Genomic DNA, 16,111 nt, shown 5'->3' with positions numbered 1-16,111 from the left:
CCCCATGCCCGCAGCCGACCTCCTCCTCACCGGCGCCCGCGTCCGCACCCTCGACCCCGCGCACCCCGAGGCGAGTGCCGTTGCCGTCCGCGACGGTCTGATCGCCGCCGTCGGCGCCACCGAGGACGTCGTGCGCGACTGGAGCGGACCGGGCACGGAACGCGTCGACCTCACCGGCGCGACCCTCGTGCCCGGCCTGGTCGACGCGCACAGCCACCCGGTGTGGGGCCTGGAGATGGCGACCGGAACCGACCTGTCCGGCGTACGGAACCCGGACGAGCTGCGGGCGGCCCTGCGCTCGGCGCCCCGCGCCGACGGCTGGGTCGTCGCCTGGGGGCTCGACCACAACGCGTTCGGCGGCCGTCCCGTCGACCGCGCCCTGATCGAGGACGTACTCGACGGCGCGCCCGCCTTCGTCCGCCTCTACGACGGGCACTCCGCGCTGGCCAGCGGGGCCGCGCTCGCGGCGGCCGGGATCACCGGGCCGCGCGAGTTCGTCCAGCGCGCGGAGATCGTCTGCGACGCGGACGGCCGCCCGACCGGGCACCTCGTCGAGCACGCCGCGATGGACCTGATGCTCGCCGTCATGCCGAGGCCCTCGTTCGCCGAGCGCCGCGCCGGGCTGCTCGCCCTGCTGTCCGAGATGGCCGCCACGGGCCTGACCGGCGCCCACGTCATGGACCTCGGCCACGGCGACGTACCGCGGCTGCTGGCCTCGGTCGAGGAGGAGGCCGTGCTGCCGCTGCGGCTGCGGCTCGCGCCCTGGTGCATGCCGGGCGTCGACAAGGCCGGCCTGGACGAGCTGATCGCCGTCCAGCGCGAGGCCGGGCGGCACTGGCGGGTCGGCGGGGTCAAGTTCTTCATGGACGGCACCGTCGAGGGCGGCACCGCGTGGCTGGAGCACGCGGACTGCCACGGCCAGGGCACCGACGCGTTCTGGCCGGACCCGAAGGCGTACGCGGACGCCGTGCGCCACCTGCACGCGGCGGGAGTCGGCACGGCGACCCACGCGATCGGGGACGCGGCCGTGCGGCACGTCCTGGACACCGTCGAGTCCCTGGGCGGGAGCGGCCGGGGCGTGCACCGGATCGAGCACATCGAGACGGTGCCCGACGACACGATCCCGCGGTTCGCCGCGCTCGGCGTCGCCGCGTCGATGCAGCCGCCGCACACCGCGTACACCCGCGGCGACCACGGCGACGAGTGGTCGAAGCGGCTCGGGACGGAGCGGGCCTCGCGCGCCTGGCGCATCCGGGACCTGCGGGACGCGGGCGCGGTTCTCGCACTGGGCTCGGACTGGCCGATCGCGCACTACGACGTGCGCCGGGTCCTGTCCATGGCCCGCGTCCCCGAGGGCGCCGCCGGGCCGGCGCAGGGGCTGACGGGGCTCATGGCGCTGGAGGGCTGTACGTCACACGCGGCGCTCGCCGCCGGTGAGGACGCCGGGCGTATCGCCCCCGGTCTGCGGGCCGACCTCACGGCGTTCGGCCTCGACCCGGTCGAGGCCCCGGCCGACGAGGTGGCGCAGGCGCCGGTCCGCCTGACGGCGGTCGGCGGTCACCTCACGTACCGGGGGGCGTGAGCCCGGACGCGGCGGGCACCGGCACGAGGCGCGGCAGGGTGTGGGGGAGTGCCCCGTACCAGATCCGCGCCATCGTGAAGCCGAACGCGAGGCACACCATGCCGCCCACCGCGTCCAGCCAGAAGTGGTTCGCGGTCGAGACGATGACGACCAGGGTCAGTGCCGGGTACAGGAGTCCGAGGATCCGCACCCACGGCGCCGAGGCCAGGGCGAAGATCGTCAGGCCGCACCACAGGGACCAGCCGATGTGCATGGACGGCATCGCCGCGTACTGGTTCGACATGTGTTTCAGGTCGCCCGACGCCATCGAGCCCCAGGTGTGGTGGACCGCGACCGTGTCGACGAAGTGGCCGCCGTTCATCAGGCGGGGCGGGGCGAGCGGGTACAGGTAGTAGCCGACCAGGGCGACCGCCGTCGTCGCGAAGAGCGCGAGCCGGGCCGCCGCGTAGCGGCCGGGATGGTAGCGGAAGAGCCAGACGAGCACACCGAGCGTGACGATGAAGTGCAGTGTCGCGTAGTAGTAGTTCATGCCGACGATGAGCCATGTCACCGAATTCACGGCGTGGTTGACGCTCTCCTCGACGGCGATGGAGAGGTGGTGCTCCATCCGCCAGATCCAGTCGGCGTTGCGCAGAGCCTGCGAACGCTGCTCCGGAACGGCGTTGCGGATCAGGGAGTACGTCCAGTAGCTCACCGCGATCAGCAGGATCTCGAACCAGAGCCTGGGGCGACGCGGTGCGCGTATACGGCCGTGGAGTCCCCGCCCATCGCGGCGGTCATCCGCCATGGGTGATGTGGTGGGCCCCTGCCGGCCTTCCAGTGTCGTCACGGTCGATTCACCCATAGGGACAGAGTCTGCCAGATTACGACCCATCGCTCGATCATCCCCCGGGTGGGTCATCCGCGCACGCTCTACGCCCTCGGGAGGACGGGTTCCCTAGGGGCGCGGCAGACGGTCCCCTGGGGCCGAAGCGGTTGAACCGCGGACCACCAGTTCGGGCATGAAGACGAATTCGCTGTGCGGCGCCGGCGTACCGCCGATCTCCTCCAGGAGCGTGCGGACCGCGGCCTGGCCCATCGCCGGGACCGGCTTGCGCACCGTGGTCAGGGGCGGGTCCGTGAAGGCGATCAGCGGGGAGTCGTCGAAGCCGACCACCGAGACGTCGGACGGGACGTCGAGACCTCGCTGCCGCGCCGCCCTTATGGCGCCCAGGGCCATCATGTCGCTGGCGCACACGACCGCCGTGCAGTCCCGGTCGATGAGCGCCGTGGCCGCCGCCTGCCCGCCCTCCAGTGTGTACAGCGAATGCTGCACCAGATCCCGCTCGATCTCCTCGGGGGACAGGGGCAGGAGGTCCTGCATCGTGCGTACGAAGCCCTCGATCTTCCGCTGGACCGGCACGAACCGCTTCGGGCCCAGGGCGAGCCCGATCCGCGTATGACCCAGCGAGACGAGGTGGGTGACGGCGAGCTTCATCGCGGCCCGGTCGTCCGGGGAGATGAAAGGCGCCTGCACTTGTGGCGAGAAGCCGTCCACCAGCACGAACGGCACGCCCTGCGCGCGCAGTTGCTCGTAGCGCTGCATGTCCGCCGAGGTGTCGGCGTGCAGCCCGGAGACGAAGATGATGCCGGAGACGCCCCGGTCGACGAGCATCTCCGTGAGCTCGTCCTCGGTGGAGCCGCCGGGGGTCTGTGTGGCGAGGACCGGCGTGTAGCCCTGGCGGGTCAGGGCCTGGCCGATGACCTGGGCGAGCGCCGGGAATATGGGGTTCTCCAGCTCCGGGGTGATCAGGCCGACCAGTCCGGCGGACCGCTGGCGCAGCCGCACGGGCCGCTCGTAGCCGAGGACGTCGAGCGCGGCGAGCACGGACTGGCGGGTGGCCGCGGCCACCCCCGGCTTGCCGTTGAGCACCCGGCTGACCGTCGCCTCGCTGACCCCCGCCTGCGCTGCGATGTCGGCCAGTCGCGCGGTCACGGGATGGGACTGTACCGGTCGCGTGCCGGACTGCCCACCGTCAACCGGTCGCCGCGTGCGGGCAGTTGAACGGCCCGCTGCGGACTGCTGCGTCATGGCGCTCCCTCGTGTGACTGGCATGTGGCTCGCGTGGGGGCCCATGGGGTTCCGATGATCCCCGTGCGGGCCCGGTGTAGCAAGAGCTTGCAGATTCTTGCACAAGGCATCCATGGCCTGTCAGGCCCGGCAACGTGCCCGTAGGCATCGGAGCGCAGGTCACGGACCGATAACCGACTGGATCTCCTTGCAATATTTTTCTGCAAGGTCTTTCGCCGCGCTTGCAACGCTGTTACGTTCACGTCGCCCGGCGGCGGCAACGGTGCGGTCGGCGAGTCGGCTAGGGGTACGGACGGGACCGTCTCCCACCACTTCGGGCTTTCACCCTCTAGGAGATCTCATGCGGCGTGGCATAGCGGCCACCGCTCTGGTGGCGTCCCTCGCCCTCGCGGCGACGGCCTGCGGCGGCAGCGACAGCGGCAGTGACAAGGCCTCCGGGCCCGTCACCATCACGTGGTGGGACACGTCCAACGCCACCAACGAGGCACCGACGTACAAGGCCCTGGTCAAGGAGTTCGAGAAGGCGAACTCCGGCATCAAGGTCAACTACGTCAACGTCCCCTTCGACCAGGCGCAGAACAAGTTCGACACCGCCGCGGGCTCCAAGGGCGCCCCCGACGTGCTGCGCGCCGAGGTCGGCTGGACGCCGGCCTTCGCGAAGAAGAGCTACCTCCTGCCGCTCGACGGCACCGAGGCCCTCGCCGAGAAGGACAAGTTCCAGCCGAGCCTGATCAAGCAGGCCCAGTTCGACGGCAAGACCTACGGCGCGCCCCTGGTCACCGACACCCTGGCCCTCGTCTACAACAAGGACCTCTTCAAGAAGGCCGGCATCGACCTGCCGCCCGCGAACTGGGCCGACCTGAAGGCCGACGCGGCCAAGATCAAGTCGAAGACGGGCGTCGACGGCTACTGGGGCTCCACGCAGGGCTACTACTCGATGCCGTTCCTGTACGGCGAGGGCAGCGACACCGTCGACGCCACCGCGAAGAAGATCACCATCGGTTCGCCCGAGGCCAAGAAGGGCCTCACCACCTGGCAGGGCCTCTTCGACGGCAAGGGCCTGCACAAGGCCGACGCCACCGCCGACGCGTACGCCCACATCCAGGACGCGTTCGTGAACGGCAAGGTCGCCGCGATCATCCAGGGCCCGTGGGAGATCACCAACTTCTACAAGGGCTCCGCGTTCAAGGACAAGGAGAACCTGGGCATCGCGACCGTCCCGGCCGGCTCCGCCGGCAAGGCGGGCGCCCCCACCGGCGGCCACAACCTCTCGGTCTACGCCGGCTCGGACAAGGCCCACCAGGAGGCCTCGCTCAAGTTCGTGAAGTGGATGACCTCCGCGGCCACGCAGGAGCAGATCGCCCTCAAGAACTCGACGCTGCCCACGCGCCAGGACGCGTACACCACGAAGGTCGTCACCGACCCGGGCATCGCCGGCTTCCAGAAGGTCCTCACCGCCGCCCAGCCGCGCCCCGAACTGCCCGAGTACAGCTCGCTGTGGGCCCCGCTGGACACCGAGTGGCCCAAGGTCGCCACCGGCAAGGAGTCCCTGGACAAGGGCATCGGCAACGCGCAGAACGCGTACGTGAAGCTGGTCCCCGACTTCAGCAAGTGACCCCTCTTTGACGGCTGCCGCCGGTTCCGCCCGCGAGGGGGCGGGCGGAACCGGCGGCGCCGCGCCGCACGCACTGAGCAGCCGATCCCCAGAAGGTGCCGAACCATGACAGTCGCCGTCGACAGCACGGCCGCCAACACGCGCGGCGGCCGCGCGCCGCGCCCCGGCCCGCTCAAGCGCCTGCGGCGCTCGTACCAGAAGCACTGGTACGCGTACGCGATGATCGCGCCGGTCGTCCTCGTGCTCGGGGTCCTCGTGATCTATCCCCTGGTGCGCGGCTTCTACCTGACGCTCACCGACGCCAACAGCCTCAACTCGGCGCGCACGATCGGCGTCAACCACATCGACGCCACGTACCGGTTCATCGGGCTCGACAACTACGCGGACATCCTGTGGGGCCCGACCTCCTACGACCGCTTCTGGTCGCACTTCATCTGGACGATCGTGTGGACGGCGCTCTGCGTCGCGCTGCACTACGTCATCGGGCTCGGCCTCGCGATGCTGCTCAACCAGAAGATGCGCGGGCGCACCTTCTACCGGCTGCTGCTCATCCTGCCGTGGGCCGTACCGACGTTCGTCACCGTGTTCTCGTGGCGGATCATGCTGTCCGACTCCGGGATCATCAACTCCGTGCTCGGCTCGCTGCACCTGCCGCAGCCGCAGTGGCTGGAGGACACCTTCTTCCAGCGCTCGGCCGCCATCCTGGTCAACACCTGGTGCGGCGTGCCGTTCATGATGGTGTCGCTGCTCGGCGGCCTCCAGTCGATCGACCCGGTGCTCTACGAGGCCGCGGAGATGGACGGCGCGAGCCCCTGGCAGCGCTTCTGGAACGTCACGCTGCCCGGCCTGCGGTCGGTCAGCTCCACCGTCGTCCTGCTCGGCGTCATCTGGACGTTCAACCAGTTCAACGTCATCTTCCTGCTGTTCGGCAACACCGCGCCCGACGCCCAGATCCTCGTCACCTGGGCCTACTACCTGGGCTTCGGCCAGCAGCCGCGCGACTACGCCCAGTCCGCCGCGTACGGCGTGCTGCTCCTGTCGCTCCTCGCCGTCTTCACGTCCTTCTACTACCGCTGGCTGAACCGCAATGAGCAGCTCGCCTGACGCCGCAGGAGCCGCCCCCATGAGCACCACGACCGTCGACACCCCGGCGACCGGCGCCCAGCCGGTCACCGACACCGTCCGCCCGCGCCGCGCGCGCCGGCGCGGCGAGCGCAGCCGCCTCGCGACGTTGCTGTCGCACGGCGTGCTGAGCGTCGCGAGCCTGACCGCACTGTTCCCGATCGCCTGGCTGGTCTATCTGTCGCTGGGCCCGGACAAGGACGACTACCTCCACCCCGGGCGCATCCTCGACAAGGCGACCTTCTCGAACTACTCGTTCGTCCTGGAGCACACCAACTTCTTCAAGTGGCTCCAGTCCACGCTGATCGTGTCCCTGGGCACGACGGTCGTCGGCGTCCTGTTCGCCGCCACCACCGGCTACGCCGTCTCGCGCATGCGCTTTCCCGGCCACCGCAAGCTGATGTGGGTCCTGCTGCTCACGCAGGCGTTCCCGATCGCCGTCCTGATCGTGCCGATGTACGAGATCCTCGGCAACCTCGGCCTGATCGACACGTACGGCGGCCTCATCCTCGTGTACTGCTCGACCGCGGTGCCGTACTGCGCGTGGCTCCTCAAGGGCTACTTCGACACCATCCCGTACGAGATCGACGAGGCCGGCCGCATCGACGGGCTCTCGCCGTTCGGCACCTTCGCCCGGCTGATCGTCCCGCTGGCCAAGCCGGGCCTCGCGGTCGCCGCGTTCTACAGCTTCATCACCGCGTTCGGCGAGGTCGCCTTCGCCTCCACGTTCATGCTCGACGACGAGAAGTACACCTTCGCCGTGGGCCTGCGCAGCTTCGTCAGCGAGCACGACGCGCAGTGGAACTACATGGCGGCGACTGCGGTGTTGATCGCCATTCCGGTGTCCGCGTTCTTCTACCTTGTCCAGAGGAACCTGGTCACCGGCCTCACGGCGGGCGGCACCAAGGGCTGAGCCCCGCCGCCCCGCCCGCCCGCCCGCAAACCCCTGACGCAGCAAGGACACCATGAGTCAGCACACTGCCGACACGGCGCAGGCCCCCACGGCCTCCGCCTCGACCTCCGTTCCCGCGCAGGCGTCCACCGGCTGGTGGCGCGACGCGGTGATCTACCAGGTCTATCCGCGCAGCTTCGCCGACAGCAACGCCGACGGCATGGGCGACCTCGAAGGCATCCGCGCCCGGCTCCCGCACCTCAGGGACCTCGGCGTGGACGCGGTGTGGCTCAGCCCGTTCTACGCGTCCCCGCAGGCGGACGCCGGCTACGACGTCGCCGACTACCGTGCCGTGGACCCCATGTTCGGCTCCCTCCTCGACGCGGACGCCGTGATCCGCGACGCGCACGGCCTCGGCCTGCGCGTCATCGTCGACCTGGTGCCCAACCACTCGTCCGACCAGCACGAGTGGTTCAAGCGGGCCCTCGCCGAAGGACCCGGATCGCCCCTGCGCGAGCGCTACCACTTCCGGGCGGGCAAGGGCGCGAGCGGTGAACTGCCGCCCAACGACTGGGAGTCCATCTTCGGCGGCCCCGCCTGGACCCGCGTCGCCGACGGTGAGTGGTACCTCCACCTCTTCGCGCCCGAGCAGCCCGACCTCAACTGGGAACACCCCGCCGTCGGCGACGAGTTCCGCTCCATCCTGCGGTTCTGGCTCGACATGGGCGTCGACGGCTTCCGCATCGACGTCGCGCACGGCCTCGTCAAGGCCGAGGGCCTGCCCGACCTCGGCGCGCACGAACAGCTGAAGCTGCTCGGCAATGACGTCATGCCGTTCTTCGACCAGGACGGCGTGCACGACATCTACCGCGCCTGGCGCCTGATCCTCGACGAGTACGCGGGAATTGAATTGGGGCCCGCAGGGCCTTCCGCAGAAGGGCGGGGGCGGGAGACGGGCGGGCGGATTTTTGTCGCCGAGGCGTGGACTCCCACCGTCGAGCGCACCGCGAACTACGTACGCCCCGACGAGCTGCACCAGGCCTTCAACTTCCAGTACCTGTCCTCTTATTGGGACGCGACAGAGCTGCGCGACATCATCGACCGCTCGCTCGACTCGATGCGTCCCGTCGGCGCCCCGGCCACCTGGGTCCTGTCCAACCACGACGTCACCCGGCACACCACGCGCTACGCCAACCCGCCCGGCCTCGGCACTCAGCAGCGCGTCGCCGCGGAGCCGGCGCTCGGCCTGCGCCGCGCCCGCGCCGCGACCCTGCTCATGCTGGCGCTGCCCGGCTCCGCGTACGTCTACCAGGGCGAGGAGCTCGGCCTGCCCGACGTCGTCGACCTGCCCGACGAGGTGCGCCAGGACCCCTCGTTCTTCCGCGCGGCCGGGCAGGACGGCTTCCGCGACGGATGCCGGGTGCCGATCCCGTGGACCGTCGACGGGCCCTCGTACGGTTTCGGGGCGGGCGGCTCGTGGCTGCCGCAGCCCTCGGGCTGGGGCGCGCTGAGCGTGGAGGCGCAGACCGGGGTGCCCGGCTCGACCCTGGAGATGTACCGCTCGGCGCTGGCCGTGCGGCGCGCGCACCCGGCGCTCGGCGCGGGTGACCGTGTCGAGTGGCTGAAGGCGCCCGAGGGCGTGCTCGCCTTCCGGCGGGAGCCGGCCGACGGCGGCGAGGCGTTCGTGTGCGTCGCGAACACGACGGGCGCCGCGGTGCGCATGACCGTGTCGGGCCGGGTCCTGCTCACCAGCTCGGCCGACGACGGCGTCGAGAACGGTGACGGTCACACGCTGGTCCCCGCCGACACGACCGTGTGGTGGACGGTCTGACGTTCTGAACCGCCCTCCCCGGCCCCCGCGCGGCCGGGGAGGGCACCCCCCACAGCCCCCTGCGAATTGGCAGGGACACCTCATCAGCACACCGACGTGCAGGAGGAAACATGGCTATCAGATCGCGGGCGGCCGCTCTCGCCCTCGCGGCCGGCACCCTCATAGGGGCCGCCGGCTCCGCCGGGACGGCCCAGGCGGCCCCGCCCGGCGCCAAGGACGTCACCGCCGTCCTCTTCGAGTGGCGGTTCGACTCGGTGGCGAAGGAGTGCACCGCCCGGCTCGGTCCCGCAGGCTACGGATACGTCCAGGTCTCGCCGCCCCAGGAGCACATCCAGGGCTCCCAGTGGTGGACCTCGTACCAGCCCGTCAGTTACAAGATCGCGGGCAGGCTCGGGGACCGCACGGCCTTCAAGAACATGGTCGACACCTGCCACGCGGCCGGCGTCAAGGTCGTCACGGACACCGTGATCAACCACATGGCCGCCGGATCGGGCACCGGCACCGGCGGCTCCTCGTACTCCAAGTACGACTACCCCGGCACCTACTCGGCCGCCGACATGGACAACTGCACCGCGCAGATCAGCAACTACCAGGACCGGTTCAACGTCCAGGAGTGCGAGCTCGTCGGACTCGCCGACCTCGACACCGGCGAGGAGTACGTGCGGGGCCGGATCGCCGCGTACATGAACGACCTCCTCTCGCTCGGCGTCGACGGGTTCCGGATCGACGCCGCCAAGCACATCGCCGCCGCCGACCTCGCCAACATCAAGTCGCGGCTCAGCAACCCGAACGCCTACTGGAAACAGGAGGCGATCTACGGCGCCGGCGAAGCCGTCTCACCCAGTGAGTACACCGGCACGGGCGACGTCCAGGAGTTCCGGTACGCCCGCGACCTCAAGCGCGTCTTCAACAGCGAGAACCTCGCCTACCTGAAGAACTACGGCGAGGGCTGGGGCTATATGGCCTCCGGCCAGTCCGCCGTCTTCGTCGACAACCACGACACCGAGCGCGGCGGCGACACCCTCAACTACAAGGACGGCGCCAACTACACCCTGGCGAACGTCTTCATGCTGGCCTGGCCCTACGGATCGCCGGACATCAACTCCGGCTACGAATGGACCGACAAGGACGCCGGGCCGCCCAACGGCGGCACGGTGAACGCCTGTTGGCAGGACGGCTGGAAGTGCCAGCACGCCTGGCCCGAGATCCAGTCCATGGTCGCCTTCCGCAACACCACCCGCGGCCAGTCCGTCACCGACTGGTGGGACAACGGCGCCGACGCCATCGCCTTCGGCCGCGGCAGCAAGGGCTACGTCGCGATCAACCACGAGTCCTCCGCGCTCACCCGCACCTACCAGACGTCGCTCGCCGCGGGCACGTACTGCGATGTGCAGAGCAACAAGGCGGTGAGCGTGAACGGTTCGGGCCAGTTCACGGCGACGCTCGGGTCGAACACGGCCCTCGCCCTGTACGCCGGCAAGTCCGGCTGCTGACCCGGATCCCTTCCCCTCCTCAGTAACCCCGTTCCGGCCGCCCGGCGCGTCCTCCCCGCTCGCGCCGGGCGGCCCTGTCCGCGCACCCCCGCGCACCCCCGTGTCCCTCCCGCAGCCCTCCCGTCGAGGAGTTCCCGTGATACGCCCCGCCCTGCCGCGAAGAACCGCGGCCGTCCTCGCCGTCGCCCTGTGCGCGGCCTTGGCCCCGGCCCTGCCCCTGGCGGCCGCCGCCGAGAGGGCGCCCGCGCCCCCGTCCGACGCCCGGCTCGCCGCCGCGCCCGCGCGGCACGACCTCACCCGCGAGCAGTTCTACTTCGTCATGCCGGACCGCTTCGCGAACGGCGACACCTCCAACGACCGTGGCGGGCTCACCGGTTCACGCTCGGCCACCGGCTACGACCCCACGGACAAGGGCTTCTACCAGGGCGGCGACCTCAAGGGCCTGACCGAGCGGCTCGACTACATCAAGGGCCTCGGCACCACCTCCATCTGGCTCGCCCCGATCTTCAAGAACCGGCCCGTCCAGGGCGAGGGCAAGGACGCCTCCGCCGGGTACCACGGCTACTGGATCACCGACTTCACGCAGGTCGACCCGCACTTCGGCACCAACGCCGACCTCACGAAGCTGATCGCCCGCGCGCACGCCAAGGGCATGAAGGTCTTCTTCGACGTCATCACCAACCACACCGCCGACACCGTCGACTACGCCGAGAAGGAGTACGGCTACCGCCCCAAGGGCGCCTACCCCTACCTCGACACGCAGGGCCGCCCCTTCGACGACCGGGACGGCATGCGCAAGGTCGACGCCGACTCGTTCCCGTACACCCCGAAGAACACCGGACAGAAGGTGCCCGCCTGGCTCAACGACCCGGCGATGTACCACAACCGGGGCGACTCCACCTTCGCCGGGGAGAGCGCCGAGTACGGCGACTTCGGCGGGCTCGACGACCTCTGGACCGAGCGGCCCGAGGTCGTCTCCGGCATGGAGAAGATCTACGAGCGGTGGGTGCGGGACTTCGACATCGACGGGTTCCGCATCGACACCGTCAAACACGTCGACCTGGACTTCTGGACCCAGTGGGCCACCGCGCTGGACGGATACGCGAAGAAGCACGGCAGGCCCGACTTCTTCATGTTCGGCGAGGTGTACTCCGCCGACACCGACGTCACGTCCCCGTACGTCACCCGCGGCCGCCTCGACGCGACCCTCGACTTCCCCTTCCAGGACGCGGCCCGCGCCTACGCCTCCCAGGGCGCCCCGGCCGACCGGCTCGCCAAGGTCTTCGCCGACGACTACAAGTACGCCTCCGGCAAGGCGAACGCGTACGAGCAGGTCACGTTCCTCGGCAACCACGACATGGGCCGCATCGGCTCGTTCCTCAAGGCCGACGACGCGAAGGCGTCCGACGCCGACCTCGTGCGGCGCGACAAGCTGGCCAACGCCGTGATGTTCCTGTCGCGCGGCAACCCCGTCGTCTACTACGGCGACGAGCAGGGCTTCACCGGCTCCGGCGGTGACAAGGACGCCCGGCAGACCATGTTCGCCTCCAAGGTCGACGACTACCTCGACGACGACGAACTGGGCACGAACCGCACCCACGCCGAGGACTCCTACGACACGAGCGCACCGCTCTACAAGGAGATCGCCGCTCTCGGAAAGCTCCGCAAGGACAACCCGGCCCTGGCCGACGGCGTCCAGACCGAGCGCTACGCCAAGGGCCCCGTGTACGCCTTCTCGCGCACGGACCCGAAGACCGGCACCGAGTACGTCGTCGCCCTGAACAACGCCGCCGAGGCCGAGGACGCCACCTTCGCGACCGGCTCGGCCGGCACCCGCTTCGACGGCATCTACGGCACCGACAAGCCCGTGACCAGCGGATCCGGCAAGGACGTCACCGTCACCGTCCCCGCCGGTTCCGCCGTCGTCTACAAGGCCGCGAAGACGCTGCCCGCGCCCGCCGCCAAGCCCTCGGTCACCCTCCACGCCCCCGCCGCCGGGGCCACCGGCACGGTGACCCTCCAGGCGGACACCGACGGCGGACAGCTGAACCGCGTCGTCTTCGCGGCCCAGACCGGCAACGGCGCCTGGCACACCCTCGGCTCCGTCGACCACGCGCCGTACCGGATCACCCAGCACATCCCCGCGACCGTGGCCGCCGGAACGCCCCTGCGGTACAAGGCAGTTGTGGTCGACCGCGCCGGACGTACCGCCGGCGACCTCGCCGAGTCGACGGCGGGGCAGTCACCCGCGCCCGCGAAGCCCAGCGCCGTCGACCGCGCCTACGCCGTCGTCCACTACAAGCGGACCGACGGCGACTACGACGGCTGGCAGCTCAAGTCGCCCGCCGGAACGGGGGACTTCACCGGCCGTGACGCGTACGGCGCCTTCGCCTGGGTGAAGCTCGCAGGCGATGCCGGCTCCGGCAGCCTCACGTACACCGTCGAGAAGAGTGGCACCGCCGACGGGCCGCAGCGCACCATCGATCTCGGTGCGACCGGTGAGGTCTGGGTCGAGCAGGGCAAGGACGGCCAGGCCACGGCCTCCCCCGACGGCACCTACCCGCCGCAGGACAAGGCCAAGGCGGTCCTGCACTACCAGCGCGCCGACGGCGACTACGACGGCTGGGGGCTGCACACCTGGACCGGCGCCAAGAACCCCACGGACTGGTCCAAGCCGCTCGCGCCCGTGAAGAAGGACGCGTACGGCGTCACCTTCGAGGTGCCGCTCGCCGACGGTGCGACCTCGCTCAGCTACATCCTGCACAAGGGGGACGAGAAGGACCTGCCCACCGACCAGTCCCTCGACCTCACCGCCGACGGCAACGAGGTCTGGCTGCTCGCCGGACAGCCCCGCCACCTGCTCCCGCAGACCGGGGGAGCGCCCGATCTCGACCTCGCGAAGTCCGAGGCGCAGTGGATCGACCGCGACACGGTCGCGCTGCCCGCTGACGGTGCGGCGGCCCTGTCCGCCCAGCTCGTGTACGACCGCGACGGCGGCATCACGGTCAAGGACGGCGCGCTCAGCAGCGAGGGGCAGTGGCTGCGGCTGAACAAGGCCGCCGGCGGGCTCACCGACGCCCAGCTCGCGCGCTTCCCCCAGCTGAAGAAGTACGACGCCTACACCGTCGACCCCCGCGACCGCGACCGGGTCGGCGACGCCCTCAAGAGCCAGCTGATCCTCACCCGGCGCATCGCCAACGGCGCACTCGTCACCGCAACGGGCGTACAGACAGCGGGAGTTCTCGACGACCTGTACGCGCAGAAAGCCGGCAAGGCGTCACTCGGACCCGTCTTCACCAAGAGCGGCGTCACCCTGTCCGTCTGGGCGCCCACCGCCCAGTCCGTCGCCCTCGACCTCGACGGCCGCACCGTCGCCATGCGCCGCGACGGCGCGACCGGCGTCTGGTCCGTGCAGGGCCCGCGCTCCTGGCAGGGCAAGCGGTACCGCTACGCCGTGAAGGTATGGGCTCCCAGCGTCCAGAAGACCGTCACGAACAAGGTCACCGACCCGTACTCCACCGCCCTCACCGCCGACTCGGAGCGCAGTCTCGTCGTCGACCTCGACGCGAAGAACCTCGCCCCGTCCGGCTGGTCGGCCCTGAAGAAGCCGAAGGCCGTGCCGCTGCGCGACGCGCAGATCCAGGAGCTCCACATCCGCGACTTCTCCGTCGAGGACCGCACCGCCAAGCACCCCGGCACCTACCTCGCCTTCACCGACAAGGACAGCAAGGGCAGCGAGCACCTGCGCGAACTGGCGAAGGCCGGCACCTCGTACGTGCATCTCCTGCCCGCGTTCGACATCGCCACGATCCCCGAGAAGAAGTCCGAACAGGCCACCCCGGACTGCGACTTGAACTCCTTCGGTGCCGCCTCGGACCGGCAGCAGGAGTGCGTCGGCAAGAGCGCCGCCAAGGACGCCTACAACTGGGGCTACGACCCGTACCACTACACCGTCCCCGAAGGCTCCTACGCCAGTGACCCGGACGGCACCGCACGCACCGTCGAGTTCCGCAAGATGGTCGGGTCCCTGAACGCGGACGGGCTGCGCGTCGTCATGGACGTCGTCTACAACCACACCGCCGCGAGCGGCCAGGCCAAGACGTCCGTGCTCGACCGCATCGTGCCCGGCTACTACCAGCGCCTCATGGCCGACGGCTCCGTCGCCACCTCCACGTGCTGCGCGAACACCGCCCCGGAGAACGCGATGATGGGCAAGCTCGTCGTCGACTCGATCGTCACCTGGGCCAAGGAGTACAAGGTCGACGGCTTCCGCTTCGACCTGATGGGACACCACCCCAAGGCCAACATCCTCGCCGTCAGGAAGGCCCTCGACGCGCTCACCGTCGAGAAGGACGGCGTCGACGGCAAGAAGATCATCCTCTACGGGGAGGGCTGGAACTTCGGCGAGGTCGCCGATGACGCCCGCTTCGTACAGGCCACGCAGAAGAACATGGCGGGCACCGGCATCGCCACCTTCTCCGACCGCGCCCGTGACGCCGTGCGCGGCGGCAGCCCCTTCGACGCCGACCCCGGCGTCCAGGGCTTCGCCTCCGGCCTCTACACCGACCCCAACTCCTCGAAGGCGAACGGCACCGAGGCCGAGCAGAAGGCCCGCCTCCTGCACTACCAGGACCTGATCAAGGTCGGCCTCACGGGGAACCTCGCCGCCTACACCTTCACCGGCAGCGACGGCCGCACGGTCAAGGGCTCGGACGTCGACTACAACGGCGCACCCGCCGGATACGCCGACGCCCCGGGCGACGCCCTCGCCTACGCCGACGCCCACGACAACGAGTCCCTCTACGACGCGCTCACCTACAAACTGCCCGCCTCCACCAGCGCCGCGGACCGCTCGCGCATGCAGGTCCTCGCCCTCGCGACGGCCACGCTCTCCCAGGGCCCCGCGCTCTCCCAGGCCGGCACCGACCTGCTGCGGTCCAAGTCCCTCGACCGCAACTCCTTCGACAGCGGCGACTGGTTCAACGCCATCCACTGGGACTGCCGTGACGGCAACGGCTTCGGGCGCGGGCTGCCCCCGGCCGCCGACAACAAGGACAAGTGGCCTTACGCCACCCCCCTGCTGACCTCGGTGCCCGCCGCGAAGTGCGCGGACATCGAAGGGACGTCGGCCGCGTACCGGGACCTGCTGAAGATCCGCACGACAGAGCCGGCGTTCGGCCTCGCCACGACCGGGCAGGTGCAGGAGAAGCTGTCCTTCCCGCTCTCCGGCAAGGACGAGACGCCCGGGGTGATCACCATGCGCCTCGGCGACCTCGTCGTCGTCTTCAACGCCACGCCGCACACGCAGGAGCAGCGCGTCGGCGCGGTGGCGGGCACCTCGTACCGGCTGCATCCGGTGCAGGCGGCGGGCGCCGATTCCGCGGTGAAGTCGGCCTCGTACGAAGCCGGTTCGGGAACGTTCACGGTCCCGGCGCGCACGGTGGCGGTGTTCACGCGCTGACCGGGAGGAAGGCCGGACGCCCGGCACGGCAGGGGGAACGAGTC

The 16,111-nt window shown here is 70.4% G+C and carries 9 protein-coding genes; 7 read left to right on the top strand and 2 right to left on the bottom strand.

The window, feature by feature from the left end; translation table 11 throughout:
• Positions 1-4: 4 nt before the first annotated feature.
• Positions 5-1,582 (top strand): amidohydrolase, encoded by a 1,578-nt coding sequence (locus ACWIGU_RS25890; protein WP_454404093.1) that lies wholly within the window; start codon positions 5-7, stop codon positions 1,580-1,582.
• Here ACWIGU_RS25890 and ACWIGU_RS25885 read toward each other — a convergent pair.
• Both ACWIGU_RS25885 and ACWIGU_RS25880 read right to left on the bottom strand, forming a co-directional pair.
• The gene (locus ACWIGU_RS25885) at positions 1,563-2,426 is read right to left on the bottom strand and encodes a phosphatase PAP2 family protein (RefSeq protein ID WP_454404092.1); all 864 of its coding nucleotides are present in this window, start codon (positions 2,424-2,426) and stop codon (positions 1,563-1,565) included. The two genes, ACWIGU_RS25890 and ACWIGU_RS25885, sit on opposite strands and share 20 nt — an antisense overlap.
• A 93-nt stretch (positions 2,427-2,519) precedes the next feature.
• Positions 2,520-3,557 (bottom strand): LacI family DNA-binding transcriptional regulator, encoded by a 1,038-nt coding sequence (locus tag ACWIGU_RS25880; protein WP_454404091.1) that lies wholly within the window; start codon positions 3,555-3,557, stop codon positions 2,520-2,522.
• Between the two features lie 436 nt (positions 3,558-3,993).
• Here ACWIGU_RS25880 and ACWIGU_RS25875 point away from each other — a divergent pair, with 436 nt between their 5' ends.
• From ACWIGU_RS25875 to pulA, 6 genes are all read left to right on the top strand, one after another.
• Entirely contained in the window at positions 3,994-5,268 is a 1,275-nt protein-coding gene (locus ACWIGU_RS25875) for an extracellular solute-binding protein (RefSeq protein ID WP_454404090.1), read from the top strand.
• A 105-nt stretch (positions 5,269-5,373) separates the two neighbouring features.
• Positions 5,374-6,372: a carbohydrate ABC transporter permease gene (locus ACWIGU_RS25870; protein ID WP_454404089.1), complete on the top strand. Its 999-nt coding sequence runs from the start codon at positions 5,374-5,376 to the stop codon at positions 6,370-6,372.
• Between the two features lie 19 nt (positions 6,373-6,391).
• Positions 6,392-7,303 (top strand): sugar ABC transporter permease, encoded by a 912-nt coding sequence (locus tag ACWIGU_RS25865; protein WP_454404088.1) that lies wholly within the window; start codon positions 6,392-6,394, stop codon positions 7,301-7,303.
• A gap of 52 nt (positions 7,304-7,355) precedes the next feature.
• Positions 7,356-9,113 (top strand): glycoside hydrolase family 13 protein, encoded by a 1,758-nt coding sequence (locus tag ACWIGU_RS25860; RefSeq protein WP_454404087.1) that lies wholly within the window; start codon positions 7,356-7,358, stop codon positions 9,111-9,113.
• A gap of 110 nt (positions 9,114-9,223) precedes the next feature.
• Positions 9,224-10,606, top strand: coding sequence for an alpha-amylase (locus tag ACWIGU_RS25855; RefSeq protein ID WP_454404086.1), 1,383 nt, complete (start codon positions 9,224-9,226; stop codon positions 10,604-10,606).
• Positions 10,607-10,742: 136 nt separating this feature from the next.
• Positions 10,743-16,067 (top strand): pullulanase-type alpha-1,6-glucosidase, encoded by a 5,325-nt coding sequence (pulA, locus tag ACWIGU_RS25850; RefSeq protein ID WP_454404085.1) that lies wholly within the window; start codon positions 10,743-10,745, stop codon positions 16,065-16,067.
• Positions 16,068-16,111 lie beyond the last annotated feature (44 nt).

This window comes from Streptomyces sp. NPDC055400, assembly GCF_053644375.1.
The sequence above is the reverse complement of the archived record's forward strand: the minus strand, read 5'-3'. Positions and strand labels throughout refer to the sequence as shown.